Annotated in this window: 19 protein-coding genes; 12 read left to right on the forward strand and 7 right to left on the reverse strand. The window is 70.9% G+C overall.

Annotation, left to right across the window (positions count from 1 at the left end; all coding sequences use genetic code 11):
- Nucleotides 1–159: 159 nt before the first annotated feature.
- Entirely contained in the window at nucleotides 160–1,164 is a 1,005-nt protein-coding gene (locus LZ198_RS31790) for an alpha/beta fold hydrolase (protein ID WP_253975878.1), read from the forward strand.
- 40 nt (nucleotides 1,165–1,204) lie between these two features.
- On the opposite strand, the gene LZ198_RS31795 is transcribed toward LZ198_RS31790, so the two are convergent.
- Genes LZ198_RS31795 through LZ198_RS31805 form a run of 3 tightly spaced genes read right to left on the reverse strand, consistent with a single transcriptional unit; the run spans nucleotide 1,205 to nucleotide 6,763 of the window.
- On the reverse strand, nucleotides 1,205–2,473 hold the full coding sequence (locus tag LZ198_RS31795) for a TolC family protein (RefSeq protein ID WP_253975879.1): 1,269 nt from the start codon (nucleotides 2,471–2,473) through the stop codon (nucleotides 1,205–1,207).
- On the reverse strand, nucleotides 2,470–5,637 hold the full coding sequence (locus tag LZ198_RS31800; RefSeq protein ID WP_253975880.1) for an efflux RND transporter permease subunit: 3,168 nt from the start codon (nucleotides 5,635–5,637) through the stop codon (nucleotides 2,470–2,472). The genes LZ198_RS31795 and LZ198_RS31800 overlap by 4 nt, the downstream gene beginning before the upstream one ends.
- A 19-nt stretch (nucleotides 5,638–5,656) precedes the next feature.
- Complete coding sequence (locus LZ198_RS31805) at nucleotides 5,657–6,763, reverse strand: efflux RND transporter periplasmic adaptor subunit (protein ID WP_253975881.1); 1,107 nt, start codon at nucleotides 6,761–6,763, stop codon at nucleotides 5,657–5,659.
- A 136-nt stretch (nucleotides 6,764–6,899) separates the two neighbouring features.
- Between LZ198_RS31805 and LZ198_RS31810 the strand changes: the two genes are divergently transcribed.
- Complete coding sequence (locus tag LZ198_RS31810; protein WP_253975882.1) at nucleotides 6,900–8,399, forward strand: sensor histidine kinase; 1,500 nt, start codon at nucleotides 6,900–6,902, stop codon at nucleotides 8,397–8,399.
- Nucleotides 8,396–9,745: a sigma-54-dependent transcriptional regulator gene (locus tag LZ198_RS31815; protein WP_253975883.1), complete on the forward strand. Its 1,350-nt coding sequence runs from the start codon at nucleotides 8,396–8,398 to the stop codon at nucleotides 9,743–9,745. Before LZ198_RS31810 ends, LZ198_RS31815 begins: the two co-directional genes overlap by 4 nt.
- Before the next feature lie 9 nt (nucleotides 9,746–9,754).
- Here LZ198_RS31815 and LZ198_RS31820 read toward each other — a convergent pair whose 3' ends face one another.
- Entirely contained in the window at nucleotides 9,755–10,399 is a 645-nt protein-coding gene (locus LZ198_RS31820; RefSeq protein ID WP_253975884.1) for a DUF4349 domain-containing protein, read from the reverse strand.
- 117 nt (nucleotides 10,400–10,516) lie between these two features.
- Nucleotides 10,517–10,720 (reverse strand): hypothetical protein, encoded by a 204-nt coding sequence (locus LZ198_RS31825; protein ID WP_253975885.1) that lies wholly within the window; start codon nucleotides 10,718–10,720, stop codon nucleotides 10,517–10,519.
- Nucleotides 10,721–10,861: 141 nt separating this feature from the next.
- On the opposite strand from LZ198_RS31825, the gene LZ198_RS31830 reads away from it, so the two are divergent.
- The 9 genes from LZ198_RS31830 (at nucleotide 10,862) to kdd (ending at nucleotide 21,747) form a co-directional block, all read left to right on the forward strand.
- Nucleotides 10,862–11,464 (forward strand): hypothetical protein, encoded by a 603-nt coding sequence (locus LZ198_RS31830; protein ID WP_253975886.1) that lies wholly within the window; start codon nucleotides 10,862–10,864, stop codon nucleotides 11,462–11,464.
- 51 nt (nucleotides 11,465–11,515) lie between these two features.
- Entirely contained in the window at nucleotides 11,516–12,028 is a 513-nt protein-coding gene (locus tag LZ198_RS31835; protein WP_253975887.1) for an FHA domain-containing protein, read from the forward strand.
- A gap of 61 nt (nucleotides 12,029–12,089) precedes the next feature.
- Nucleotides 12,090–13,376 carry a Stp1/IreP family PP2C-type Ser/Thr phosphatase gene (locus LZ198_RS31840; RefSeq protein ID WP_253975939.1) on the forward strand — a complete coding sequence of 429 codons (1,287 nt, stop codon included), beginning with the start codon at nucleotides 12,090–12,092 and terminating at the stop codon, nucleotides 13,374–13,376.
- Between the two features lie 104 nt (nucleotides 13,377–13,480).
- Complete coding sequence (locus tag LZ198_RS31845) at nucleotides 13,481–13,819, forward strand: hypothetical protein (RefSeq protein WP_253975888.1); 339 nt, start codon at nucleotides 13,481–13,483, stop codon at nucleotides 13,817–13,819.
- Nucleotides 13,820–13,975: 156 nt separating this feature from the next.
- Nucleotides 13,976–16,957, forward strand: a complete 2,982-nt coding sequence (locus LZ198_RS31850) for a carboxypeptidase regulatory-like domain-containing protein (RefSeq protein WP_253975889.1) — start codon at nucleotides 13,976–13,978, stop codon at nucleotides 16,955–16,957.
- A gap of 64 nt (nucleotides 16,958–17,021) precedes the next feature.
- The gene (coaBC, locus tag LZ198_RS31855) at nucleotides 17,022–18,266 is read left to right on the forward strand and encodes a bifunctional phosphopantothenoylcysteine decarboxylase/phosphopantothenate--cysteine ligase CoaBC (RefSeq protein ID WP_253975890.1); all 1,245 of its coding nucleotides are present in this window, start codon (nucleotides 17,022–17,024) and stop codon (nucleotides 18,264–18,266) included.
- 187 nt (nucleotides 18,267–18,453) lie between these two features.
- On the forward strand, nucleotides 18,454–19,509 hold the full coding sequence (locus tag LZ198_RS31860; protein ID WP_253975891.1) for a uracil-DNA glycosylase: 1,056 nt from the start codon (nucleotides 18,454–18,456) through the stop codon (nucleotides 19,507–19,509).
- A gap of 25 nt (nucleotides 19,510–19,534) precedes the next feature.
- The gene (locus tag LZ198_RS31865) at nucleotides 19,535–20,542 is read left to right on the forward strand and encodes an alpha/beta hydrolase (protein ID WP_253975892.1); all 1,008 of its coding nucleotides are present in this window, start codon (nucleotides 19,535–19,537) and stop codon (nucleotides 20,540–20,542) included.
- A 173-nt stretch (nucleotides 20,543–20,715) separates the two neighbouring features.
- A complete protein-coding gene (gene kdd / locus LZ198_RS31870) occupies nucleotides 20,716–21,747 on the forward strand; it encodes an L-erythro-3,5-diaminohexanoate dehydrogenase (RefSeq protein ID WP_253975893.1) in 1,032 nt (343 codons plus the stop codon).
- A gap of 209 nt (nucleotides 21,748–21,956) precedes the next feature.
- On the opposite strand, the gene LZ198_RS31875 is transcribed toward kdd, so the two are convergent.
- Together LZ198_RS31875 and LZ198_RS31880 are read right to left on the reverse strand one after the other, a co-directional pair.
- The gene (locus tag LZ198_RS31875; RefSeq protein WP_253975894.1) at nucleotides 21,957–22,562 is read right to left on the reverse strand and encodes an ankyrin repeat domain-containing protein; all 606 of its coding nucleotides are present in this window, start codon (nucleotides 22,560–22,562) and stop codon (nucleotides 21,957–21,959) included.
- Between the two features lie 152 nt (nucleotides 22,563–22,714).
- The gene (locus tag LZ198_RS31880; protein ID WP_323383100.1) at nucleotides 22,715–24,247 is read right to left on the reverse strand and encodes a catalase; all 1,533 of its coding nucleotides are present in this window, start codon (nucleotides 24,245–24,247) and stop codon (nucleotides 22,715–22,717) included.
- Between the last annotated feature and the right edge of the window lie 65 nt (nucleotides 24,248–24,312).

Here is a 24,312-nt window from a genome sequence, read left to right on the forward strand (position 1 = left end):
GCGGCTCTATACCACATGCGTTTCCGAGGGCAATGGGATCGCGAAGGGAGGCGATGCACATTGTGGCGCTGGCGTGTACTGGGGCCTGGACGCGCCTCCGTTGGCCCTTTGACAGGGGCTTGTTAGAGCCTGGGACCTCCACCGCCGAAGGGAGCTGCCATGGCGTCGCGCACAGGAACCTCGGGGAGCGCCTCCGAATCGCGGATGCACCTGCTCGACCGGTTCATCAGCGCCCGCGTGAGCGCCTCGCTGTTCTCCGAGGGCTGGGGGGACGAGGCCGCCCTGACGGGCCCCTCGTTGATGTCGCATCTGTGTCCGGAGGTTCGTCCGCTCGAGGTCCGGTGGGCGAGGCCCCTGACGCAGGGGAGGCGCCTGGTGGTGGATGGGTTCTTCGACTCGCCCTGTCCCTTGCTCCCGCAGGAGGTTCGACAGGGACATCTGCGGCGCATCTCCGCGAAGCCGGGGCCCGTTCGGGGGGCCTGCGTCATCCTCGCCGCGTCGCGGGACGAGGGATATTTCCTCCGCTCGTGGCTGTTCGCGCCGCTCGCCGAGCAGGGGATCGATGTCTTCCTGCTGGAGAACCCCTACTACGGCGTCCGGCGCGCGCTGGGCCAGCGGGGGCCGCACGTTCGCACCGTCAGCGACCAGCTCACCATGAACCTGGCCACCATCGAAGAGGCGCGCTCCTTCGTGGCCTTCGCGAAGGCGCAGGGCTACGAGCGTGTCGCCGTCGCCGGTTACAGCATGGGGGGCTTCATGGCCGCGCTGACCGCCGCGACACTGCCCATGCCGGTGGGCGTCGCCGCGCTCGCTGCGGGAGCGTCACCCGCGCCCGTGTTCACGCGAGGGGCCCACTCCCGCTCCGTGAACTTCCGCGCGCTGTCACTCTCGACGAGCGAAGGTGAGGCCCGCACCCGGTTGGCCAGCATCCTCGATGCCGCGAGTGCCCGCACGCTGCCGCCGCCTCCGCAGCCGGACGCGGCCGTCATCGTCGCCTGTGCGAAGGACGGCTTCGTGCCCCTCGCCGAGGCGCAGACCCTGCACGCGCACTGGGCGGGCAGCGAGCTGCGCATCCTCGACGCTGGCCATATCTCCGCCGTCTTCACGGAGGGCCCCGCGTTGCGCAAGGCCATCCGCGATGCCATCGACCGAGTGCGTGTGTAGCCGGACCGGAGGCGCGGCGTCCGGCTACACGTCCTGACGCTCACTGCGCGGTGGGCAGGGCGTCCAGTCCGGAGGCGAACAGGACCGCGGCCTCCGCCTGCTTCACGGCCTCGCACTGCTGGAGGTGGAGCACGCGCATGTCCTTGAGCGAGCGCAGCGCGTCGAGCAGCTCCAGGATTCCGCCGCGTCCCTCGCGATAGGCGTCCTCGGCCATCTTCCGTACCGTGGGCAGTCGCTCGACCACGTCCTTGTCCAGTCGCGCGAGCGCCTCCTTCCGCTTCACGAGCACGGCATGGGCGCGCGTCAGCTCCGCGTGTGCCTCCGCCAACTCCGCGTCCATCGTGCGGGACTCGGCTTCGACCTCCGCGGAAGCTCGCGCGATGGCGCCCTGGTTGCGGTCGAACAAGGGGAGGGGAAGCCCGATGCCGACGTAGCCCAGGGTGCTCTTCTCGTGGCGCGTGAACAGGAGTCCGGCGGCGATGGACGGGATGGGCAGCCCCTCCCGACGCGCCACCTTCAGCCCGCCCCGGGCCACCTCCTGCCGCTCCCTCGCCGCGACGAGCGACGGCCGCTGTTGCTGGCTCGTCTCCCAGAGCGTCTCCAAGGGCGGCGCCTCTCCCGTCGATCGCAGCGTCCCTTCCGCGTGCGGACTCCAGTTCGGAATCCCCAGCAGTCCGGCGAGCTTCCCCGAGGCGTCGTCCACGCTGGCGCGGGCGTTCATCACCTCGACCTCCAGCGTCCGCCCCTCCAGTTCGATGCGCTCCACGTCATAGCGGCTGGAGTCACCCGCGGCGGCCCGCCCCTTCACCACCTTCTCCACGCGGCCCAGGTCCTGCGACATCTCCTCCAGGACGCGCAGCTCCTCCTGGCTCGCGAGCAGGGACGCGAAGGCCTCTCGGATGGAGAGCGCCCGCTCCGCGAGCGAGGCCTTCACGCGCGCATGCTCGGCGGCCACGCTCCGGTCGGCGAGATCACGCTTCGCCCCCCGCTGCCCGAAGAGGAGCAGCGGTTGCTCCACCGTGAACTGGTGGGTGATGGCCGAGCCGGTGTTGACGCCCGTCGCGAGCATCTGGGAGCTGTAGCTGAGCGACGGGTTCGGGAGCAGGCCCGCCGCGACACGGTCCGCCTCCGTCACGGCCACGCGCGAGCGCTCCGCGGTGGCCCAGGGGCTGCTCGTCGCGAGCAGCTCCAAGGCTTGTTCGAGGGTGACATGGTCCGGAGGTCGCGAGGCCTGTGTCGCCTCCTGCGCCATCGCACTGCCCGAGGCCAGGGTGAGCCACAGCGTCGTCATCGAGATGAACCGCTTCATGCCGCAACCGCTCCCACCTTGCCCGCTTCCGCGGTGTTGTTGTCACCCAGCGACTTCACGTCCGCATCCAGCTCGTCGTCGTCCGGCGTCTCGTCCGAGGCGGAGTGCTTGCCCACGATGACCGAGTAGAAGGCCGGCAGCGCGAACAGCGACACGAGCACCGCCGTCACCAGCCCTCCGATGATGACGATGGCGAACGGCCGCTGCGTCTCACTCCCGGCGCCCGTCGACAGCGCGGCGGGGAACAAGCCGAGCATCGCGAGCATCGCCGTCATCAACACGGCGCGGAAGCGACTCGCCGCACCCTGGGGCAGCGCGATCTCCAGCGGCTCTCCCGCGCGTCGGCGTTCGTCCACCGCGCTCACCACCAGCAGCGAGGCGAGGCACACCTGTCCCAGCAGCGTGATGAAGCCCACCGCCGCGCTGACGGACAGGGGGACGCCGGTGATCGCCAGCGCGAGCACTCCGCCGCACATGGCGAAGGGCGCACCCGCCAGCACGGTGCCCGCGCTGCGCACCGAGCCCAGGGCCGCGTAGAGCAGGGCGAACACCACGAGGAAGGACACCGGAACGATGACCGCGAGGCGACCGAGGGCGCGCTGCTGGTTCTCGAACTCGCCGCCCCACTTGATGAACGTCCCCTCGGGAATCTTCACCTCCTTCTCCACCGTGGCCATGGCCTCCTGGATGGTGGAGCCCATGTCGCGGCCCTCGACGTTGAACTTCAGCGCCAGGGTGCGGCTGTTGGCCTCGCGGTTGATGCTCGCCCGTCCCAGGGCCTTCTCCAGCTTCGCCACCTCGCGCAGCGGCACGTGGCCGCCGCTGGCGGTGGGCACGAGGATGTCGCCGATGCGGGCCTCGTCCTCGCGCTCCGTGCCGGCGAGGATGGCGCGCACCGCGACGGGACGCTCCTGCTCCCACAGCTCGGTCACCACCTTGCCGCTGAGCGCCGTCTCCACCAGGTCCTGCGCGGTGGAGACATCGATGCCCGCGCGGGCCAGGGCCGGACGGTCCAGCACCACCTGGAGCTGCGGGACGCTGGAGTCACGGTAGAGCCCCAGGTCCACCACGCCCTCGACCTTCTGGAGCGAGACGACCGCCTGCTCCAGCGTGGAGCGCATGGCCGCCAGGTCCGTGCCGAAGATCTTGAGCACCACCTTGCCGCGCACGCCGCTGATGGCCTCCTCCACGCTGTCCTTGATGGGCTGCGAGAAGTTGAAGCTCACGCCAGGAATCTCCAGCAGCGACGCGCGCATCTCCCGGATGATGCGCTCCTTGTCCCAGCCCTTGCGCCACTGGTCATCGGGGATGAAGCGCACGAACGTCTTGCCCATGTTGACGGACTCGTTGTCCGTGCCGTCCTCGGGACGTCCCTGCTCGACGAGCACCTCCTTCACCTCGGGGAACGCCAGGATGCGCCTGCGCACCTCCAGCAGCACCTCCGCGCCCCGCGACAGCGAGATGCTTGCGGGCATCTCCACGAAGATGTTGATGTCGCCCTCGTCCAGCTCGGGGAGGAACTCGCTACCCACCCGCGAGCCGATGACGCCCGTGAGGAGCACCAGCGCCGCCATGCCGCCGAACACCAGCGCCTTGCGCGGCAGCAGCCACGTCACCGCGCGCGTGTAGCTGGTCCGCAGCGCGCCGAGCAGCCTGGGCTCCTTCACCTCCGCGTCCTTGGGGCGCAGGAACAGCGCGCACAGCGCGGGAATCACCGTCAGCGCGAACACCAGCGCGCCCACGAGCGCGAAGCTGTAGGTCAGCGACAGGGGGCGGAAGATGCGGCCCTCCACGCGCTCCAGGGTGAACACGGGGATGAGCGCGGCGATGATGATGGCCATGGCGAAGAACGTGGGCCGGGCCACGTCGAGCGCCGAGTGGAGGATGAGGCCGAGCATCTCCTTGCGCCGCTTGGGCCGCCGCATCGCGGCCTCGTGCAGCACGTTCTCCACCAGCACCACCGCGCCGTCGACGAGGATGCCGAAGTCGATGGCGCCCATGGAGATGAGGTTGGCGGGCAGCCCCACCATCCGCAGTCCGATGAAGGCCGTGAGCAATGCCAGCGGGATGACCGACGCGACGATGAGCGAGCAGCGCAGGCTCCGCAGGAACAGCCACGCCACGGCGACCACCAGGATGGCTCCGTGCAACAGGTTGTGGTGCACGGTGCCCAGCGCGTGCTGCACCAGCGTGTTCCGGTCATAGAACGGCTCGATGCGCATGCCCTGGGGGAGCACGCGCTCGTTCAGCTCCTTCACCTTGGCGTGGACACCCTCCAGCACGGCGCTCGGATTCTCACCTCGACGCAGGAGGACGACGCCCTCGGTGACGTCCATGTCCAGGTCGTGGCTCACGGAGCCGCGCCGGGGCGTGTGGGACGCCACCACGCGCGCGACGTCACCCACCGTCACGGGCGTGCCGTCCTCGCTCTTGAGGACGATGTCCTGCACGTCGCGGGCGCCACGCAGGTAGCCCACGCCGCGGATGAGCAGCTCCTGGTCTCCCTGCTTCAGGAACCCGCCGCCGACGTTGCGGTTGGAGCGCTCCAGGGCCTGGGTGACGTCGGCGAGCGTCAACCCGTGGGCGAGCAGTCGCGAGGGGTCGACCTGGACGTGGAACTCCTTCAGGAATCCGCCCAGGCTGAGCACGTCCGCGACGCCGGGGACCTGCCGGAGGTGGCGCGCGATGCTCCACTCCATCTCCGAGCGCGTCTCCGTCAGCGTGTGCCGGTCGCTCAGCACGCGGAACTGGTAGACCTTGCCCAGGGGCGTGGCCTCGGGCGCCAGACGCGCGTCCGCGTCGTCGGGCAGGTCCGCGCTGGCCAGTCGCTCGGAGACGGTGGTGCGGGCCTTGAACGGGTCCACGTCGTCATCGAAGGTGAGGAAGATGAGCGAGAGGCCGAAGAGGCTCTCGCTGCGCATCTGGACCATGCCCGGCGTGCCGTTGAGCACGCGCTCGAGGGGCACCGTCACCTGGCGCTCGATCTCCTCGGGGGCGAGCCCCGGCATCTGCGCGATGACGTTGACCTGGAGGTTGGTGACGTCGGGGAACGCCTCGACAGGCGTGTCCAGGTAGGCCTTCACGCCGAACAGGCCGATGCCCAGCGTCAGCGCGAGGACGGGCAGGCGACTGCGGACACAGAATGCGATGAGTGCTTTCAACATGGGGACGTCCTCGTGGCGCTCAGAGCAACTGGTCCGCCGCTCCGTCGAGCAGCAGCGCGCCCTTGGTGACGACCTGCTCGCCCTGCGTCAGGCCCGCGATGACCTGCACGCGGCCGTCCACCGGCGGAGCGATGACGACGGAGCGCCGCACGAACGTGCGCTCGTCCTGCTTCACGTAGACCACCGACTCCTTGCCGTTGCGCAGCAGCACCGCCTCCACCGGCAGCGTCAGGCTCGCCTCCGCCGCGTCGATGCGGACGCGACCGAACATCCCCGGCCGCAGCCCCGCGGGTGTCTCCGCCAGCGCGACGCGCACCGGCGCCGTGCGCGAGCCCGTCGTGACGACGGCGCCCACCGACGTGACCGTGCCCTCCAGCGGCGCGTGCACGGAGGGAAGGGTGACCTTGACGCGCGCGCCTTCGCGCACCTGCGGCAAATCTCGCTCGAACACCTCGGCCACGACCCACAGCGCGGACGGGTCCCCGACCTCCACCAGCGGCTCGCCGCCCGGCTGCACCGCGCTGCCCACCGCCGCGCTCCGCGACAACACCGTGCCCGCCAGCGGCGCGCGCAGCACCACCGTGGTGCCACCGCCAGCGCCCACGAAGCCCACGGACGCCTGGGCGCGCGCCAGCTCGGCCTGCGCCTCGGTCAGCCGCGTCTCGGCGGCCAGCCGCTCCCGCTCCGTGCTCACGCCCTGGTCGAACATGCGCCGCTCGCGCTCGAACGCGGACTGGGCCTCGCGCAACGCCGCCCCGGACGTGGCCACCGCCGTGCGCGCCGCCGCGGCCTCCGGGCAATCGAGCGTCACGAGCGCGTCACCCTGCTTCACCGTGTCGCCCGTGCGCACATGGACGGTGACCACGCGGCCGGCCAGCGGGGCCGCCAGGCGCGAGACGGCTTCATCCCGGAACGCCACCCGCGCCGGGGCCTGGAGCAGCGCTCCGCTCGGGTCCGGCTGGACGGGGGTGACGGCGACGAAGGCCTGCGAGGCCTCGGCGAGCTGGATGACGCCGTCCTTCTGGGGACTGGCTGCGGTGCGCTCCGGGGTGGGCGAGGGGGCGGCCGCGCTCGTGCAGCCGGCGGCGGAGAGGGCCAGGAGGCCCATCAACAGGGTCCGTGTCATGCCCCAGCCCTGGGCAAGTCCTGGTCCAACCGCGTCATTCGCCAACCTCTTGGAATTACAGGAGTGGATGACGCTCGGGGAGCAGGCGTGGCTGAGGCGGATTGAATCACCTGTGCACTTTCGCCACAGTGCGGCCGTGCGAATCTCCACGAAGCTGGGCCTGGGCCTCACCCTCACGAGCGCCGTCATCCTGGGCTCCTACGGGTACAGCCAACTCCAGAAGGAGGAGATGGAGCTGCGGACGGCCACGGAGCAGGCGTCTCGGCTGTTGGCGACGGCGCTCCAGGTGGCCATGGAGAACGCGGTCCGGGACGGGCAGTCCGGGGACGTGGGGAAGATGCTGGAGTCGCTCGAGCTGAAGGACCCCACGGTGGACGTGCTCGTCTTCGACGCGAAGGGGGCGCTGGTGGCGCGCTCCCTGGGCAGCTCCCGCTCGCTCCCGCTCGTCGAGGCGGAGGCCGTCCAGGTGATGAAGGCCCATGGAGTCGTGACCCGGTTCGGAGGGGAGGGTGGACTCGATCACCTGTCCATCGTCCTGCCCCTGCACAACGACACGGGCGGCAGCCTGGGGGCGGTGGGCGTCGTCAAACCCCTCGACGGTCTGCGCCTGGACCTGGAGTCCACGCGGTTCTCCACGCTCCTGTCGACGCTGACGCTCATCGTCGGCATCTCCGCGGTGGGGTGGCTCCTCATGCTGCTCTACATCCAGCGGCCCCTGGAGCGGATGGTCGGCGCGATGCGCGCGGTGCGTGGGGGCGACTTCACCACGTCGGTCGTCGCCGAGCGCGACGACGAGGTGGGCGAGGTCGCGCACGCCTTCAACGCGATGGTGAAGGAGCTGGGGGAGGCGCGAGGGAGGCTCACCGAGGAGGTGGAGGCGCGCATCGCCCTGGAGGCGGGACTCCAGCGTGTCGACAAGCTCGTCACGCTCGGACAACTGTCGGCGGGGCTCGCGCATGAGATCGGCTCGCCGCTGCTCATCCTCGGGGGTCGGGCCCAGGCGCTCGCCGCGCGCACCGAGCTGCCGGAGGACGTCCGCCGCAACGCGAACATCCTCGTCGAGCAGTCCGAGCGCATCGCGCGCACGGTGCGCCAACTGCTCGACCTCTCCCGCCGCAAGCCGACGCGGCGGGACGTGCTCGACGTCGCCGCGCCGGTGCGCGCCGTGGTGGACCTCCTGGAGCACGAGGCGCGCAAGCGTGACGTGCGGTTGGTGTCCGAACTGGCGCCATCCCTGCCGCGCGTGTTCGCGGACGGAGACGGAGTGCAGCAGGTCGCGTTGAACCTGCTGACCAATGCGCTCCGTGCCACCTCGCGTGGCGGGACGGTGCGCCTGGCGCTCGCGCCCGCGAACTTCCGCATCGCGCCCAGCCTGCCGGAGCGCGCCGGCATCTGCCTGTCGGTGGAGGACACCGGCGTGGGCATCGACGCGGAGCGGGTGGAGCACATCTTCGAGCCCTTCTTCAGCACATGGTCCGAGCAGGGCGGGACGGGGCTGGGGCTCGCGGTGGTGAAGTCCATCGTCAACGAGCACGGGGGGACGATGGCGGTGTCCTCGCGTCCAGGGGAGGGCAGCCTCTTCCAGGTGTTCCTGCCGGTGGCTGGAGAAGCGGAGTCGAAGGAGGTGGTGGCATGAGCGGGCGTGGAGAGCGGTTGCTCGTCCTGGATGACGACGCCGGGGTGGTGGACTTCCTGTGCGAGAGCCTGGGCGCTCGGGGCTACCAGACGACGGGGCTCACCTCGCCCGAGGAGGCGGTGGCCCGCTTCGGCAAGGAGTCCTTCGACCTCGTCATCTCCGACGTGGAGATGCCGCGCATGCGTGGCACGGAGCTGCTGGAGGTGCTGCTCGCGGAGAAGCCGGGGCAGCTCGTCCTGCTCATCACCGCGTTCGGCAGCATCGAGCTGGCGGTGGCGGCCGTGAAGGCGGGGGCCTGCGACTTCGTCACCAAGCCCTTCAACATCGACCAGCTGGTGCTCGCCATCGAGCGGGCGTTCCGCGAGCGTCAGCTGCGACGGGAGATCGTCCGCCTGCGCGCGGCGGTGCCCACCGAGTCGCCCGGGGGGCTCGTGGCGCGCAGCCCCGCCATGCGCAAGGTGCTGGACATGGCGCGCAAGGCGGCGCGCACGGACTCCACGGTGTTGCTCACGGGCGAGACGGGGACGGGGAAGAGCGCGCTCGCCTCACTCATCCACGAGTCGAGTGCCCGGCGCGGCGAGCCCTTCCTCCAGCTCAACTGCGCGACCCTCCCCCCGAGCCTCGCGGAGAGCGAGCTGTTCGGCGTGCGGCGGGGGGCCTTCACCGACGCGCGCGAGGACCGGGCAGGTGTCTTCGCCGCGGCGGCGGGCGGCACCCTCTTCCTCGACGAGGTGGGCGAGCTGTCGCTGGAGGTCCAGGCCAAGCTGCTCCAGGCGCTCGAGACGGGGCGGGTGCGCCCGTTGGGGGCGAACTCGGAGGTGACGGTGCGCGCCCGCGTCCTCGCCGCGACCAATCGCCCCTTGGAGGTGCTCCTGCGCGAGGGCCGCTTCCGACCCGACCTCTACTACCGCCTCAACGTCATCCGCCTCGAGGTCCCCCCGCTGCGCGAGCGGCGCGACGACATCGTCCCGCTGGTGGACTTCTTCCTCGGACGGCTGGGCGGCCCGCGCGCGAGGGAGGTGGTCGGCGTGTCCGCGTCCGCGATGCGGCGCCTCATGAGTCATGCCTGGCCCGGCAACGTCCGCGAGCTGGCCAACCTGCTCGAGCGCGCGGTGGCCATGTCGGACCACGACACGCTGTTGCCGGAGGACTTCGAGCTGCCTGGGGGCGAGGGGGGCAGGCCGGCGCTCTTCCAGCAGACCTCCGGAGACGCGCTGCCGCTGGAGGAGGTCGAGCGCGAGTACGTGCGCCGCGTGGTGGATGCCCAGGGCGGCAACAAGGCCGCCGCCGCGCGCATCCTGGGCATCAACCGCCGGACGCTCTACCGCAAGCTCGACGAGTCGTGAGCCCGGGCGTCAGTCCCAGACGAACAGCCACTTGACGGCCTTGCCCAGGCCATAGAACACCCAGCCCACCGGGCCCGGACGGGTGGGGCGGTCGAAGACGAGCGTCACGGAGGCGAGCGCGGCCTGGCCTTCCAACCGCTCCAACTGCGTCTTGAGCGACTCGTACTCCGCCGTCACGCGCTCCAGCTCCTTCTCCACCTTGATGGTGTCCTCGACCGTGACGGCCCGCTGGAGCAGCTCCAGGTAGCGCTCGCGGACGCGCTTGAGGTTCTCCAGTCGCACCTGCATGTCCAGGTGCGTCTCCGTCACGTCCTCGGCGTAGACGGACTTGTCCTCCACCTCGCCCAGGGTCGGCAGGGCGTCGAGGAAGGCGTCGAGCCGCGCGGCGGGGATGCGCACCGTGACGGACTCGCTGGACGCGCGCTGCGCGTAGCCTCCATGGGCCTGCGCCAGCTTCGTGGCCTCCACCGGACCCTGCTCGGGCTCTGAGCGCTCCAGTCGGATGTGGGCGTTGCGGAGGATGGTGCGGCCCGTTTGGATCGACCCAGGCGCCGAGCCCGTGGCGGGGAGCTCCGGCGCGAGCGACGCCGCGGTGGGCCGGGCGGTGCTGCAGCCGACGAGGGCGAGCAGGGAGGCGACGAGGATCAGGCGCACGGAGATGTTCCTTCGCTGAAGGCGGGCTGGGTCCCTCCTGGACGCACGTCGCGCCGCGGGGGTTCCGCCTGGAAACGCGAGGAAGGTCGGGGAGACCGCCGGGCGTGTCGGCCCGGCTCAGGAGACGCGGGGCGCGGGAGCGCGGAGGGGCTCCTGGCCCTCTCCCTCGTAATAGATGCTCGCGCTTCCCTTCTCGTACACCACGAGCACCCGACCACTCTGCTCCAGCAGGTCGGAGGCCTTCTCCGTGGCCCTGCGAACCAGGGTGTCGAACCTTCCCGAGCCCTGCTTGTTCCCGGCCCGGACTGTCACGACTGGCATGCGGTGTCCCGCTCCTTGTGCCTCGCGGCGGGTGGCTCCAGGCATGGCCCGGCCCCTTGCCCATCCGCAAGTAACGAACGCGTCATAGCCAACCCAACACTTCGTTGACAAGCGGTCCGCGCCGTGGCGGGTAAGGGAACCATGCTCCGCAAGCTCCTTGTTTTGCTGGTTTTGTCGCTTGGGCTGACCTCCGCGGCCCAGGCGCAGACGCTCACCCGCCGCGAGCACACCTCGCCGTCGCCCGCCTGGCTGCCTCGAGGCGTCTTCCTGGGGGCGTCGTTCCGGGACGACACCATCACCCCCCGGCTGAAGGTGCAGTGGCAGTTCACCTTCTTCCAGGATCGGAAGGACGCGTTCGTGTTCCTGGTGGAGGGCGGGCTGGGCTGGGGAGCCTCCATGCCGACCCAGGACAAGAGTGAACCGCACACGCTGCTCGGCTCCTACTACGAGCACACGGCCCAGGTGGGCGTCGGTTACCGCAACCACCTGAAGGAGGGCGCCCACTGGGGGTTCCAGGTCACCGGCGGCCCCGTCTTCTATGGCGCGCACTTCGATGGTGGCAACGCCGCCGACAAGCGCACCGCGGGCATCATCGATGGCCGCATCCAGATTGGCTACCAGTTCGACCAGGTCGCCTTCGGCGTCGCGGCCGGCTACGCGGAGCCCTTCGGCCTCAAGCGCCGGAGCCTCGGCCGGACCTTCGTGGGTGGCCCGATGTTCGGCTTGTTCGCGGATTGGCGCTGAAGTCGGTGTAGACTGGAGTCGCGGCCCGTTCCCCCCACCGCGACTCTTCCTATGCCCGAGCTGCTCAGCGCCCACGTCTCGCGATACCTGCGCAATCGGGGTGACCTCGAGCGGCACCTGCCGCCCGGGTTGCTCGTCTTCCTGCCCTTACCCGTCCCGGAGCTGACGGTGGAGCAGGAGGAGTACCGGCTGAAGACGGTGACGAACGCGGGGCCCCCGACGCTGGGGGCGAGCGAGGCGGTGGTGTTCCCGGTGGTGAAGTCCCGGACGAACGCCTTCGGCCGGGGCATCACCGTGGGGCGGACGGGTAACAACGACGTGGTGCTGGATGACGGGAGTGTGTCCCGGTTCCACGCGTGGTTTGCCCGGGACGAGGCGCAGGCGGGCTTCCTGCTGACGGATGCGGGCTCGAAGAACGGCTCGTTCCTCGGAGGGGTTCGGCTCACCCCCCGCAAGCCCGTGCCCCTGGAGGATGGGGCGCGATTGCGCTTCGGGCAGGTGGAGCTGGCGTTCTATACGCCGGGTGGCTTCGTCCGGATGCTGGCGGCGCGGATGGCTCCCTGAGCCTTGCCACGTCTCAAGTGGCCTGCGTAACGTGCGAAGTCGCCCACAGTCACACACGGGAGTGTTCGCGGTGGCCTTGACCACAGAAGCCTTCGGACTGACCGACGTCGGCCGCAAGCGGCAGCACAACGAAGACGCGATGCTGGTGGATGTGGGGCTCGGCCTCTACGTGGTCGCCGACGGCATGGGCGGGCACGCGGCGGGCGAGGTGGCCAGCGCTCGGGCGACGGAGGTCGTCAAGCAGCACATCACGGCCAACCGCCACCTGCTCAAGGACCTGGGGAACAACCCCACGGCGGACAGTCGCTCGGCGGCGGCGGCGCTGGTGGAGGTCTCCGTCCAGCGGGCCTGCTCGGACATCTACCGCACGGCGATGACGGACTCCACGAAGCGCGGCATGGGCACGACGTTCGTGTGCCTCGCGGTGGGGGGCAACAAGGGCGTCATCGGCCACGTCGGCGACAGCCGCGTGTACCTGGTCCGCCACGGCCAGTGTCACCGCCTGACGGAGGACCACACGCTGGTGGCCGCGCAGCTCAAGGCCGGCACCATCACGAAGGAGCAGGCGGCCACGTCACAGTACCGCAACGTGATTACACGGGCGGTGGGCATCCAGGACTCCGTGCAGGTCGACACGCTCATCGTGGACCTGATGCCGGGCGACATGTTCGTGCTGTGCTCGGACGGTCTGCACGGCTACCTCGAGGACGAGGAACTGCTACCGCTGGTGGCGGGGCTTTCGCCGGGAGATCTGCCCAAGCGGCTCATCGACCTGGCCAACGAGCGCGGTGGCAAGGACAACATCACCGCGGTGGTGGTGAAGGTGGCGGGCGACAGCGCCACCATGTCCAGCGAGGAGACGAGCGAGGCGCAGTCGCGCATGGAGGCGCTGCGCAAGATCCCGCTCTTCCGTCACCTCACGTACAAGGAACAGACGGCGGTGCTGTCCATCGCGACCACGCGCACCTATCCGGCGGGCCGTGAAATCGTGGTGGAGGGACAGCCGGGCGAGGAGCTGTTCGTCGTCATCCGAGGGCGCGTGGCCATCGAGAAGAACGGCGTGGAGATCGCGGAGCTGCGCTCGGGGGGGCACTTCGGCGAGATGGGGCTCATCGACAACGCGCCGCGCTCGGCGACGGTGCGCGCGACGGAGCCCACGCGGACCATGGTGATCTCCCGCCCGGACCTGATGGGGCTGATGAAGCGCGAGTCCATCCTCGCGGTGAAGATGCTGTGGAGCTTCGTGCAGGTGCTCAGCGACCGGCTGCGCGCCACCAACTCGGAGCTGAGCGAGGCGCGGCAGGAGCTCGCCGTGGCCCAGGCCATCCAGCCGTTCGCCGAGGAGTGAGGCCTCCCGCCATGCGCTCGCGACGAACTCGTTCGACGGGACACGAAACCGCCGCGCGTCAGACCTCCCGCGTACGTTCCCTGGGGAACGGACGTGGAGGGCGGATGGCGAGGGCGGTCGGCGGGGACGTGATGGTCCGGTTGCTGGGCGAGGTGACCGAGCTCCGGCAGGAGCTGCAGGACACGCGGATGGACGTGCGCATCCTGGGGGCGGGGATGGGCGCGATGCGTATCAGCATTGAGTCGATGCGCTCCAACATGGACTCCATGCTCGACACCCTCGACGCGATGACGGGCACCGTGGATTCGCTCTCCGGGCGCCTCCAGCGCATGGAGACGCACGCGGGACGCATGGCCCGGTTGTTGGGGACGCTGGCGGACTCGACGAACGAGCGGTTCGAGCAGGTGGAGCGGCGCCTGGACGCGCTCGAGGGCAAGTCCTAACACCCGAAGCGCCGCGGTGTTCCCGAGCCGCGCTCCGTCGGGCACGCGACAGCGAGCCCCCCTGTCGGAGCGTCCTGAGGCGGACGAGCCCGGAATTTCAGGTCGGAATCGTCCGTTCGGGGGCCGGCCGCGGGCTATGGTCCCGCCGACGTGCGCATGCGCAAGTGGATCCTCATAGGGGTGACGCTGGCCCTGGTGGCGCTCGGAGCGACGTGGCTCTGGAGTCGCCCCGGGGCGGACACGCGGGAGTCGGGGGCCCCGCGTGGACCCCTCACCGCGTCCAAGGGGTTGCCCGAGTTCTCCGCCGTGGAGGTCTCTTCCGGTGGCCAGGAGGGGCTGGCGCTCACCGGGCGCGTCCTGGACCCCTCGGGGCGTCCGGTCCCCGACGCGGAGGTCTTCCTCGCCGCGAGCGCCGAGCGGACCCTGGTCGACGTGCGGTGTGACGAGTGCGGTCTGGCCCTGTTGTCCTGCCAGGCGCACGAGACGGCGCTGCACGCGCTCGCCTTCTTCGAGCAGCAGCGGGGCTTCCTCACGCCGCGCGCGACCGCGCGCACCGACGCGCAGGGGCGCTTCCGCTTCGAGCACCTGGTGGGCGTGTCCTTCTCCGTCTGGGCGAAGGCCGCGGGGTTGGGCGTCGCGTTGAGGGACCGGGCGGCGCCCGGGGATCCCGTGGAGCTCTTCCTCCCGCCCCTGCGGAGCCTGCGGGGCCAGGTGGTGGACGAGGCGGGGCAGCCGGTGCGGACGGCGCGCGTGCACGCGGTGTCCCGCAAGGTGCCGCTGGCGTTCGAGGCGGAGACCCAGGGGGATGGCAGCTTCGCGCTCGAGGGCCTGGGCGAGGGGCCGTTCTACGTGCTCGCGATGGCGGAGGGATACGTGCCCGCCGTGGAGTCCCAGGTCGAGGCGGGCTCGCAGCCCGTGCGCCTGCGGCTCACGCCAGCCAGGACGCTGGAGGTCCGCGTCGTGCGCGAGGGCAAGCCCGCGGCGGCCACGGTGCGCCTGCGCGCGGACCACCTCTCCCGCGAGCTGCGCACGGAGGGCGAGGTGGTGCGCTTCACCGGCCTCTATCCCGACGAGCTGGTGGTGACGGCGGAGGCGCCGGGGCTGGGTTCGATTCCGCGCACGCTGACGCTCGACGCGCGCGTCACGCAGGTGACGCTGGAGCTGGAGGTGGCCGGCAAGCTGCTCGTCACGGTGGTGGACGAGGAGGGACAGCCGGTCCCCAACCCGCAGCTCGTGCTCCGCACCGCGCATGGAGACCTGGTGCGCAGCGAACGCGGGAGCACCGGGACGCTCGTCGAGCTGGGGCCGCTGGCCACCGGGGACTACGTGTTGGAGGGCAAGGCGGAGGGGTTCCAGGACGCGCAGCTCCCGGCCCGTGTGGGGCGGGGGGAGACGTCGGTGGAGCTGGAGCTCCAGCGGGCGACGCTCATCACCGGGCGGGTGATGGACCAGTACGGCCGTCCCGCGCCCCGTGTGTCCGTGCTCGTCCAGCCCACGGGCGAGGCCATCCTCGCGGACGGCGATGGCAACTTCGTCGCGCAGGTGCCCACGGCGGGGCTCTACGAGCTGCACGCGCACCATTCGGAGTGGGGCGGTGGCCAGTTGAAGGTGACGGCGCCCGCGTCCGGAGTGGAGCTCTCGTTGGAGCCCCATGCCGCGGTCGAGGTCACGGTGTCGTCCGAGGGCCGGCGCGTGGAGGGGGCGGACGTGGTGCTGTGGGTGGACCAGGAGGGCATCTTCCGCAGCGACCGCTCGTCCGGACCGGACGGCGTGGTGCCCATGCGCGGCCTGCCCGAGGGCACGTATACGATGGTGGCCTCGCACCCGGACTACCAGCCCTCCGAGCGGCGGCAGGTGACGGTGATGGACGGGCAGACGCTGAAGCTCGAGGCCGAGCTGAAGCCGGGGGCGCCGCTCGTGGGGGACGTGGTCGACACGGAGGGCGCGCCGGTCGCGGGCGCGTCCTTGATGGTGGTCCCACGCGGCGCCGAGCCGGTGCAGAGCGACGCGCGAGGGCACTTCGAGTTCCGCTCGCTCCGGCCGGATCGCGGCTATCGCATCGAGGCGAAGCACTCGGGCTACGACCAGGTGGAGCGCGCCGAGGGCAAGGCGGGCGGTCCTCCCGTGAAGGTCGTGGTGAAGAAGCGCGCCGTCTTCCGGGGCCGTGTCGTGGGCAGTGACGGGGCCGTCGTCCGCCGGTTCCGGATCGACGACAACCACGTGGACCACCCCGAGGGCCAGTTCGAGCTGCCGTTGCCCACGGCGGGCGAGCGCGTCATCGCCTCGGTGGACGCGGCGGGCTACGAGCCGTTGATGGTGGATCGTCCGGCGACGCAGTCCGACCTCGGCGAGCTGGTGCTGGACAAGCTGCCCAGCATCTCCGGCCAGGTGAAGGACGCGGGCGGCGCCCCCGTCGCGGATGCCGTCATCACCTGCGAGGTCTGCGAGGAGTCGGTGTTGTCGGGCCCGGACGGGCGCTTCTCGTTGGGAAGTCCGCCCTATGTCGCGCGCTACTCGGTGACCGCGCGGAAGGGCCGGTTGAGCGCGACGCAGCTCGTGGAGCGGGGGGACCGGAGCGCGCTGGTGCTGTCGCTGCGGCAGGCGACGCGGCTCAGCGGTCGCGTCTTCCTCCCCGGAGGACAGCCCGCGGCGGGCGTCGAGGTGGCGGCGGTCAACGGGGACCGGGGTGAGCCGCTGACGCTCGTCACCGGACCGGATGGCTCCTACTCCGTGGAGGCCGCGCCGGGGAGCTACCGCTTCGTGCTGGGCGTGGGGCGCGAGTTCTCCGGGGAGCCCGCCATCATCGCCCAGGTGAGCGGGGAGCAGATGCGCCTGGACCTGGGCCCCGCTCCAGGAACGGCCTCCCTCACCGTGCAGCTCAAGCCCGAGCGGGGCATGGCGCTCTGGGTCGTCGCGGGCGACGTGTCGTCCCCAGGGGCGCCCGCCTCGCAGGAGCTGCTGCGCTCGCGTTGGGCGTATCTCGTCTACCAGCCTCGCTCCGAGCAGGTGGTGGTCAACGGGCTGCCGCCCGGGCGCTACACGGTGGTGTGGGGTGCCTTCCACACGGGGACGCCGGGGGGGCCGGAGGTCCGCGTGGTGGACGTCCCGTCGCGTGGGGAGCTGTCCCTGGGCCGGTAGCGGCGGGACGACGTGCCGGTGCGCGCGGGTTGCGATTCGACGGGCGAGCGCATTAGGTAGCCGCATGGACGCATCGGCACTGAAGGGCCGTCGCATCATCGTGGGGGTCGGGGGCGGAATCGCCGCCTACAAGGCGTGTGAGCTCGTCCGCGAGCTGGGCCGCGCCGGGGCGGAGGTTCGCGTGGCCATGACGGAGGCGGCGCGGCAGTTCGTCACCCCGCTGACCTTCCAGGCGCTCAGCGGCCACCCCGTCCTCACCGACTACTTCGACCCCTCGCAGGAGGGGAACTTCGGGCACCTGGACCTGGCGCGCTGGGCGGAGGCCTTCGTCGTCGTCCCCGCGACGGCGGACCTGCTGGCGAGATTGAGGGCGGGGATGGCGAACGACGCGGTGACGACGTCGCTGATCGCCTTCCGAGGGCCCGTCGTGCTGGCGCCGGCGATGAACGTCGCCATGTGGGACAACGCGCAGACGCAGGAGAACGTGGCGGCCCTGTTGTCGCACAAGCGCTTCACGATGGTGGGACCGGGGGCGGGGCTGCTGGCGTGTGGCGACGTGGGGGAGGGGCGCCTGGCGGACGTGCCGAACATCGTCGCCGCGGTGGCGGCGCGTTTCTCGCCCGGGCCCCTGGCGGGCAAGCGGGTGTTGCTGACGGCGGGCCCCACGCGCGAGTTCCTGGACCCGGTGCGCTTCATCTCCAACCCGTCCACGGGGAAGATGGGCATGGCCCTGGCGCACGTGGCGCGGACCCAGGGGGCCTCGGTGACGGTGGTCCTGGGGCCCGTCGGGGCCGTGGACCGCTCCGGCCTCGAGGTGGTGGACGTCGTGTCCGCGGAGGACATGGCGCGCGAGGTGCTGTCGCGAGTCGAGGCGGTGGACCTCTTCATCGCCACGGCGGCGGTGAGTGACTGGCGCCCGGAGACGCGCTCGCCGCAGAAGGTGAAGAAGGGCGCGACCGCCACGCCGGAGAACCTGCGGCTGGTCCGGACGCCGGACGTCCTCGCGGAGGCGTCCCGGAAGGTGGCGGGGCAGGGGAAGAGACCGCTGCTGGTGGGCTTCGCCGCGGAGACGGAGCGGGTGGAGGAGCACGCGCGCGAGAAGCTGGAGCGCAAGGGCCTGGACGCCATCGTCGCCAACGACGTCACGGCCCCGGGCGCGGGGTTTGGCACGGACACCAACCACGTGACGGTGTTGACCCGCTCGGGCTCGCGACAGGAGCTCCAGGGGAGCAAGGAGGGCGTGGCCCGGGGCATCCTCGACCTCCTGCGCTCCCTGCCGCGTCCCGGCTCCAGTGGAGGCCAGGGCTGAATCGAGGGGCGCCCCAGTGTGGGCCCGGTCGGACGCCCCGGGCGTGTGACGCGATGTGCGAGACCGAGGCGTCCGTGGGGCCGAGCGCTGGTGCATGGCGGCCCGTCCGCCCCGGCGCGGGGAACGTGGAGGCGAAGATGACCGCTTCCTTGCGCCCGGGCGCTGCGTCCGATACCGATCCAGAACCGTGAACGACGACTCGCCCGAAGCCTCGCTGGACATGAGCGCCGTGCTCGAGGACGTCCGCCGCCACCTGCTCTGGCAGGAGGACGCGGCGGGCCGGGTGCTGATGATCGACGCGAAGGCCGCGGCCGAGCTCCAGCGCCTGACCCCGTCCCTGCGCTCGCGCTTCGCGAGGCCCGCGTCGGAGTCCCCGCAGTCCCCCGCGCCGGTCGAGCCGCGCCCCGCGGCCGTCGCCGAACCAGCGGCGGACAGGGGCGTGGCGCAGGCCCCGACGAGACCCATGGAGGCCCCTGCTGGGGCGCCCGTGGCCGCGGCGGCTCCCACGCAGAGGCCCCCCGCGCCGCCGCCCGCCGCGCGCCCGGGCTTCTCGTCCCCTCCGGCCTCCGCCTCCCGGGCGCCCTCGGCACGCCCCGCCGCGCCGGGCATGTTGCTGGATGTTCCACCCCAGCCCTCCCCTGGGGCCGCGCCGCTGCCCGGAGCCGTGGACGGCGAGCGGCCGACGCTGGACCAGGTTCGCCGGGAGCTGGGGGATTGCCGCCGCTGCAAGCTGTGCACGGGGCGCAAGAACATCGTGTTCGGTTCGGGCAACCCGCGGGCGCAACTGGTCTTCGTGGGCGAGGGGCCGGGCGAGAACGAGGACCTGCAGGGCGTACCGTTCGTGGGCGCGGCGGGTGAGCTGCTGACGAAGATGATCGAGGCGATGGGGTTCCGCCGCGACGACGTCTACATCTGCAACGTGGTGAAGTGCCGCCCGCCGGGCAACCGCAATCCGGAGCCGGACGAGATCCAGGCGTGCGAGCCGTTCCTGCGCGCGCAACTGGCGGCCATCCAGCCCAAGGTGGTGGTGGCGCTGGGCAAGTTCGCGGCGCAGACGCTGCTCCGCGACTCGACGCCCATCACCCGCATGCGTGGCAACTGGCGGGTCTACGAGGGCATCCAGCTCATGCCCACGTTCCACCCTGCGTACCTGCTCCGCAACCCGGCGGAGAAGCGCAACGCGTGGGCGGACCTGCAAGCGGTGATGAAGGTATTCGGCAAGAACCCGGGCTCGCGCGCTTAGCGTGGGCGGCCGGGGGGGAGGCACGATGAAGGGATTGCTGGAGACGCGCGAGCTGCAGTCACCCGCGCTGGAGTCCAACCCGCTGGGCGACCCGGCGCGGCGGCGGCTCACGGTGTACCTGCCGCCGGGCTATGCCGAGAGCGACCGGCGCTACCCGGCCGTCTACTTCCTGCACGCGTTCGGGAACAGCGGCGGGACGTGGACCAACGCGTCCGGCTTCGGCCTGACGGTGCCGGAGCGGCTCGACGCGCTCATCGAGTCCGGCGCGGTCCCTCCGGTGGTCGGCATCTTCCCGGACGGCTGGACGTCGCTGGGCGGGAGCCAGTGGATCAACAGCGACGCCATCGGCCGCTATCGCGACTACCTGGCCAAGGACGTGGTGGGCTTCGTGGACCGCACGTTCCGCACGCTGCCCAAGGCGGCGTCGCGCGCGGTGCTGGGGCACAGCTCGGGTGGCTATGGGGCGCTGGTGATGGGGCGCTACCACCCGGAGCTCTTCTCGCACCTGGGGGCGCACTCGGCGGATGCGTACTTCGAATACTGCTACCTGCCGGACCTGCCGAAGGCGGCGGGTTCGCTCCTGAAGTCCGGGGGCGTGGAGGCGTGGCAGACGGAGTTCCGCAAGCGCGTGCGGGAGACGAAGATGCGCGGCGACGACTTCCCGGTGGTGAACACGCTGGCGATGGCCGCCGCGTACTCGCCGAAGAAGGGCGAGCCGCTCAACCTGGAGCTGCCCTTCGACCCGCAGACGGGGCGGTTGAAGCTGGACGTGTGGAACCGGTGGCTGGTGCACGACCCGGTGCGCTTCGTGCCCAAGTTCCTGGACTCCTACAAGAAGCTCAAGACGCTCTTCCTCGACTGTGGGACGCGCGACGAGTTCAACATCCGCTGGGGCACGCGCATGCTCGCCGACGACCTCAAGAACGCGGGCGTGGAGTTGGTGCACGAGGAGTTCGAGGACGGCCACTCCGGCGTGTCGTACCGCTTCGAGCGCTCGCTCGCGGTGCTGCTGCCGCGGCTCGCGCTGGAATAGCGCGGCGCGTCCACGCGTGGACACGGGGGCCTGGGATGGCGTTTTCGCGACGTCCCGGGCCCGTGGAGGCGACGTGGTGCTGGCCAATCCCCTCCCGGAGCGGATAGACGCAGGTCGCAACGCGCGCCGCGCGGTGAGGCGGAGGGCGCGATGACCTTCAGGGAGACGGGAACATGAGCAACGACCTCTATGGGCTGTCTCGCGTGGTCGGCGAGAAGGGCGTGCTGCCGCAGCGCGCGAAGAAGCTGGACCCTTCGCTGCCGTGCCGCGAGTCCGAAGTGCTCATCGACGTGGAGAGCCTCAACATCGACGCCGCGTCCTTCAAGCAGATCAAGGGCGAGGTGGGTGGCGACGCCACGCGCATCGGCGAGCGCATCCAGGAGATCGTCCGTGAGCGGGGGAAGATGCAGAACCCCGTGACTGGCTCCGGCGGCATGCTCATCGGCCGGGTGAAGGAGATTGGCGCGAAGCATCCGGCGCGCGAGCAACTGCGCGTGGGGGACCGCATCGCCACGCTGGTGAGCCTGACCCTGACGCCGCTGGTCATCGAGGAGGTGAAGTCGGTCCACGTCGACATCGACCGCGTGGACATCCGCGGGCACGCGCTGCTGTTCGCCAGCGGCATCTACGCGAAGCTCCCATCGGACATCCCGGACACGCTGGCGTTGGCGGCGCTGGATGTCTGTGGTGCTCCCGCGCTGGTGGCCCGCCACGTGCGCCCCGGGATGACGGTCGCGGTGCTGGGCTCGGGCAAGAGCGGGGCGCTGTGCCTGGCGCAGGCGCGTCGCAACCTGGAGAGCCGGGGCAAGCTCATCGCGCTGGACGTGTCCCAGGCCGCGCTCGACACGTTGTCCTCCATCGGGCTGTGTGACGTGGCGCTGAAGGTGGACGCGACGCAGGGCGTGGACGTGATGGAGGCGGTGAGCCAGGCGACGGGCGGCCAACTGTGTGACCTGGTCGTCAACTGCGCCAGCGTGGGCAACACGGAGATGGCCACCATCCTGTCCGTGAAGGACGGGGGCACGGCCATCTTCTTCTCCATGGCCACCAGCTTCACCGCGGCGGCGCTCGGCGCGGAGGGCGTGGGCAAGGACGTCACGATGGTCGTGGGTAACGGCTACGTGCCCGGCCATGCCTCGCTGACGCTCGCCCTGCTGCGCACGGAGCCCGCGCTCCTCCAGCTCTTCGCCACCCGCTACGTCTGAGCGGGACGCGGGAACCCGCGGTTGCTACGCGCCCCCATGTCCGACGGTGGGGAACAGGCGGCGCGGGCAGCCCGGTGGCCTGGAGTGGTCGCGTCCAGGCCCGCCGGTGGCGCCGGATGCGCGTCGCGCGCAGGGCGCCCCCGTGGCCTGGCGCTGTCGTGTCCAGGCCCGTCGCCGGCGCGGTGTCGCATCATGCTCACGCCGCTCGCTCAGCGCGTGGCGGCGGCGTCCGGCGCGGGCGCGACGGGGGCCTGGGGCTGCTGTGTCTGAGCCCAGTCACTGGCGCTGCGTCCGCTCGCGTCGCGGGTCTCTGGGGACGCCCCCTTCTGGCGCAACTGGTCGACCACCTCCTGTCGACCGAAGAGGGAGGCGAACATCAGCGCCGTCTGACCGAAGCCGTTGGTCTGGTCCACGGCGCACGTCTGCTGGTTGAGCAACCCGACGATGTCGGCGTAGCCCTTGAACGCCGCGCCCATCAGCGCGGTGTTGCCGTGATTGTCGCCCGCGCACGCGTCAGCGCCCGCGGCGAGCAGCGCGCGCACCGTGTCGAGGTGACCGTGGTACGCGGCGAGGATGAGCGGCGAGAACCCGCGCTTGTCGCGGGCTTCTACTGGAGTCCCGGCGCGGAGCAGCCCGGTGACGATCTCCGTGTCGCCGACACGCGCGGCGGCGAGCAGGTACCGCTCCGCCTCGCTCGTGGCCAGCATGCGCCCCTCGGGCGCCGGCTCCGAGCGCAGGGAGAACCACGCGGCGGTGAGCACACCACAGACGAGCACCAACAGGCCCACGGCTCCCATCAACAGCTTGCGAAACATGACGTCCTCCGGACGCGAACAGGGGAGGGGCGAGGTGGCCGCGGACTCCCGCGTGGCCGGTCCAATCAGCCCCTCGAGGACTAGGGGGGAAACAGGACTGCGGGCCCGGGAGCCGACGCGCGTCTCCCGGGCCTGGACCGCGGACGGCTTCTTCAGCGAGCGGCGAGCGGGGCCACGGCGGCCTTGGCGTCGTCGACCTTCACGCCCACGGCCTTGGCCAGCTTGGTGCCGTACTCCGGGTTGGCCATGAAGAAGTGGCCCACCATGCGGGCCTTCACCTTGGCGTCGCGCACCTGGCCCAGGTCGGCGGCCAGGTTCTTCACCAGGCGCTCACGCCCGGCCGCGTCCAGCGCCGTGTAGAACACGCCCGCCTGCGCGAAGTTGTCCGTCTTGTCGATGGGGCGCTGCTGTGTCGTGCCGGTCAGCGGCGCGCTCGACAGCAGGTAGGCCGGGACCTCCTGCGTCTCGCGGACGATGCTCGGCTCGTAGTTCACGTCCGACTTCGTGTTGGCGAAGTTCATGCTGCCGCCCTGGTTGTTGTTGTTCACCGACGCCTTGGCGCGGTTGACGGGCAGCGACTGGTAGTTGGCGCCCACGCGGTAGCGCTGGGTGTCCGCGTACGAGAAGAGGCGACCCTGGAGGAGGCGGTCCTCGGAGGGCTCGATGCCGGAGGGCTGCACGCCCGGAGAGAAGGCGGACTGCTCGGTCTCCTCGAAGAAGTTGTCCGGCAGCTTGTTGAGCGTGAACTTGCCCAGCTTGATGGACGGGACCTTGTCCTCCGGCCAGATCTTCGTCGGGTCCAACGGGTCGAAGGAGAACCCGTCCAGGTCCTTGGGGTCCAGCACCTGGGCCGTCAGCTCCCACGCGGGGAACTTGCCCGAGCCGATGGACGCATACAGGTCCGACGTGGCGTTCTGGTGGTCCTCACCCGCGACGCGCGCGGCCTCCTCGGAGGTGAGGCTCTTGATGCCCTGCTGCGAGTTCCAGTTGAACTTGACGTAGCGGTAGTCGCCCTTGGCGTTGACGAACTTGAACGCGTGGACGCCGTGCCCGTTCATCTGGCGGTAGTTCGCCGGGATGCCGATGTCCGAGTACAGCTGCGTCAGCATGTGCGTGGACTCGGGGATGTGGGAGAAGAAGTCGAAGAAGCGGTTCGGGTCCTGCTTGTTCGTGATCGGCGACGGCTTGAGCGAGTGCACCATGTCCGGGAACTTGATGGCGTCCCGGATGAAGAAGACCGGCAGGTTGTTGCCCACCAGGTCCCAGTTGCCCTCGTCCGTGTAGAACTTCAGCGCGAAGCCGCGCGGGTCCCTCAGCGTCTCCGGCGAGCCGGACGGATGGATGACGGTGGAGAAGCGCACGAACATCGGCGTCTTCTTCCCCTTGGTGGCGAAGATGGACGCGCGCGTCAGGTTGGAGAAGTCGCCATAGCTCTCGAACACGCCGTAGGCGCCCGCGCCACGCGCGTGCACCACGCGCTCCGGGATGCGCTCACGGTCGAACCGGGCCAGCTTCTCGATGAGGTGGAAGTCCTCCAGCAGGATGCCGCCGCGCGGCCCCGCCGTCTTCGAGCTCTGGTTGGTTCCGACCTGGGCGCCCGTGTCGGTAGTGAGGGGAGGTGGGTTGGCCGCGAACGCCGAGCCACTGAACAGGACAGTCGTCAGGATGAGGGAGCGGGTCTTCACGTCGAGTCTCCTCTTGGGGGGTGAGGCGTGCGCTCCTTGAGCACGGACCGTGCCGTGAGCCGGTG

The organism is Myxococcus dinghuensis (assembly GCF_024198235.1).
GTDB lineage: Bacteria > Myxococcota > Myxococcia > Myxococcales > Myxococcaceae > Myxococcus > Myxococcus dinghuensis.

Bases quoted from the DNA above. Each gene is read 5' to 3' on its own strand.
- LZ198_RS31795 (WP_253975879.1), bottom strand. From the start codon at position 2,473: ATGAAGCGGTTCATCTCGATGACGACGCTGTGGCTCACCCTGGCCTCG.
- LZ198_RS31825 (WP_253975885.1), bottom strand. From the start codon at position 10,720: ATGCCAGTCGTGACAGTCCGGGCCGGGAACAAGCAGGGCTCGGGAAGG.
- LZ198_RS31865 (WP_253975892.1), top strand. From the start codon at position 19,535: ATGAAGGGATTGCTGGAGACGCGCGAGCTGCAGTCACCCGCGCTGGAG.
- coaBC (WP_253975890.1), top strand. From the start codon at position 17,022: ATGGACGCATCGGCACTGAAGGGCCGTCGCATCATCGTGGGGGTCGGG.
- LZ198_RS31845 (WP_253975888.1), top strand. From the start codon at position 13,481: ATGGCGAGGGCGGTCGGCGGGGACGTGATGGTCCGGTTGCTGGGCGAG.
- LZ198_RS31815 (WP_253975883.1), top strand. From the start codon at position 8,396: ATGAGCGGGCGTGGAGAGCGGTTGCTCGTCCTGGATGACGACGCCGGG.
- LZ198_RS31850 (WP_253975889.1), top strand. From the start codon at position 13,976: ATGCGCAAGTGGATCCTCATAGGGGTGACGCTGGCCCTGGTGGCGCTC.
- LZ198_RS31835 (WP_253975887.1), top strand. From the start codon at position 11,516: ATGCCCGAGCTGCTCAGCGCCCACGTCTCGCGATACCTGCGCAATCGG.
- LZ198_RS31875 (WP_253975894.1), bottom strand. From the start codon at position 22,562: ATGTTTCGCAAGCTGTTGATGGGAGCCGTGGGCCTGTTGGTGCTCGTC.
- LZ198_RS31805 (WP_253975881.1), bottom strand. From the start codon at position 6,763: ATGACACGGACCCTGTTGATGGGCCTCCTGGCCCTCTCCGCCGCCGGC.
- LZ198_RS31790 (WP_253975878.1), top strand. From the start codon at position 160: ATGGCGTCGCGCACAGGAACCTCGGGGAGCGCCTCCGAATCGCGGATG.
- LZ198_RS31830 (WP_253975886.1), top strand. From the start codon at position 10,862: ATGCTCCGCAAGCTCCTTGTTTTGCTGGTTTTGTCGCTTGGGCTGACC.
- LZ198_RS31800 (WP_253975880.1), bottom strand. From the start codon at position 5,637: ATGTTGAAAGCACTCATCGCATTCTGTGTCCGCAGTCGCCTGCCCGTC.
- kdd (WP_253975893.1), top strand. From the start codon at position 20,716: ATGAGCAACGACCTCTATGGGCTGTCTCGCGTGGTCGGCGAGAAGGGC.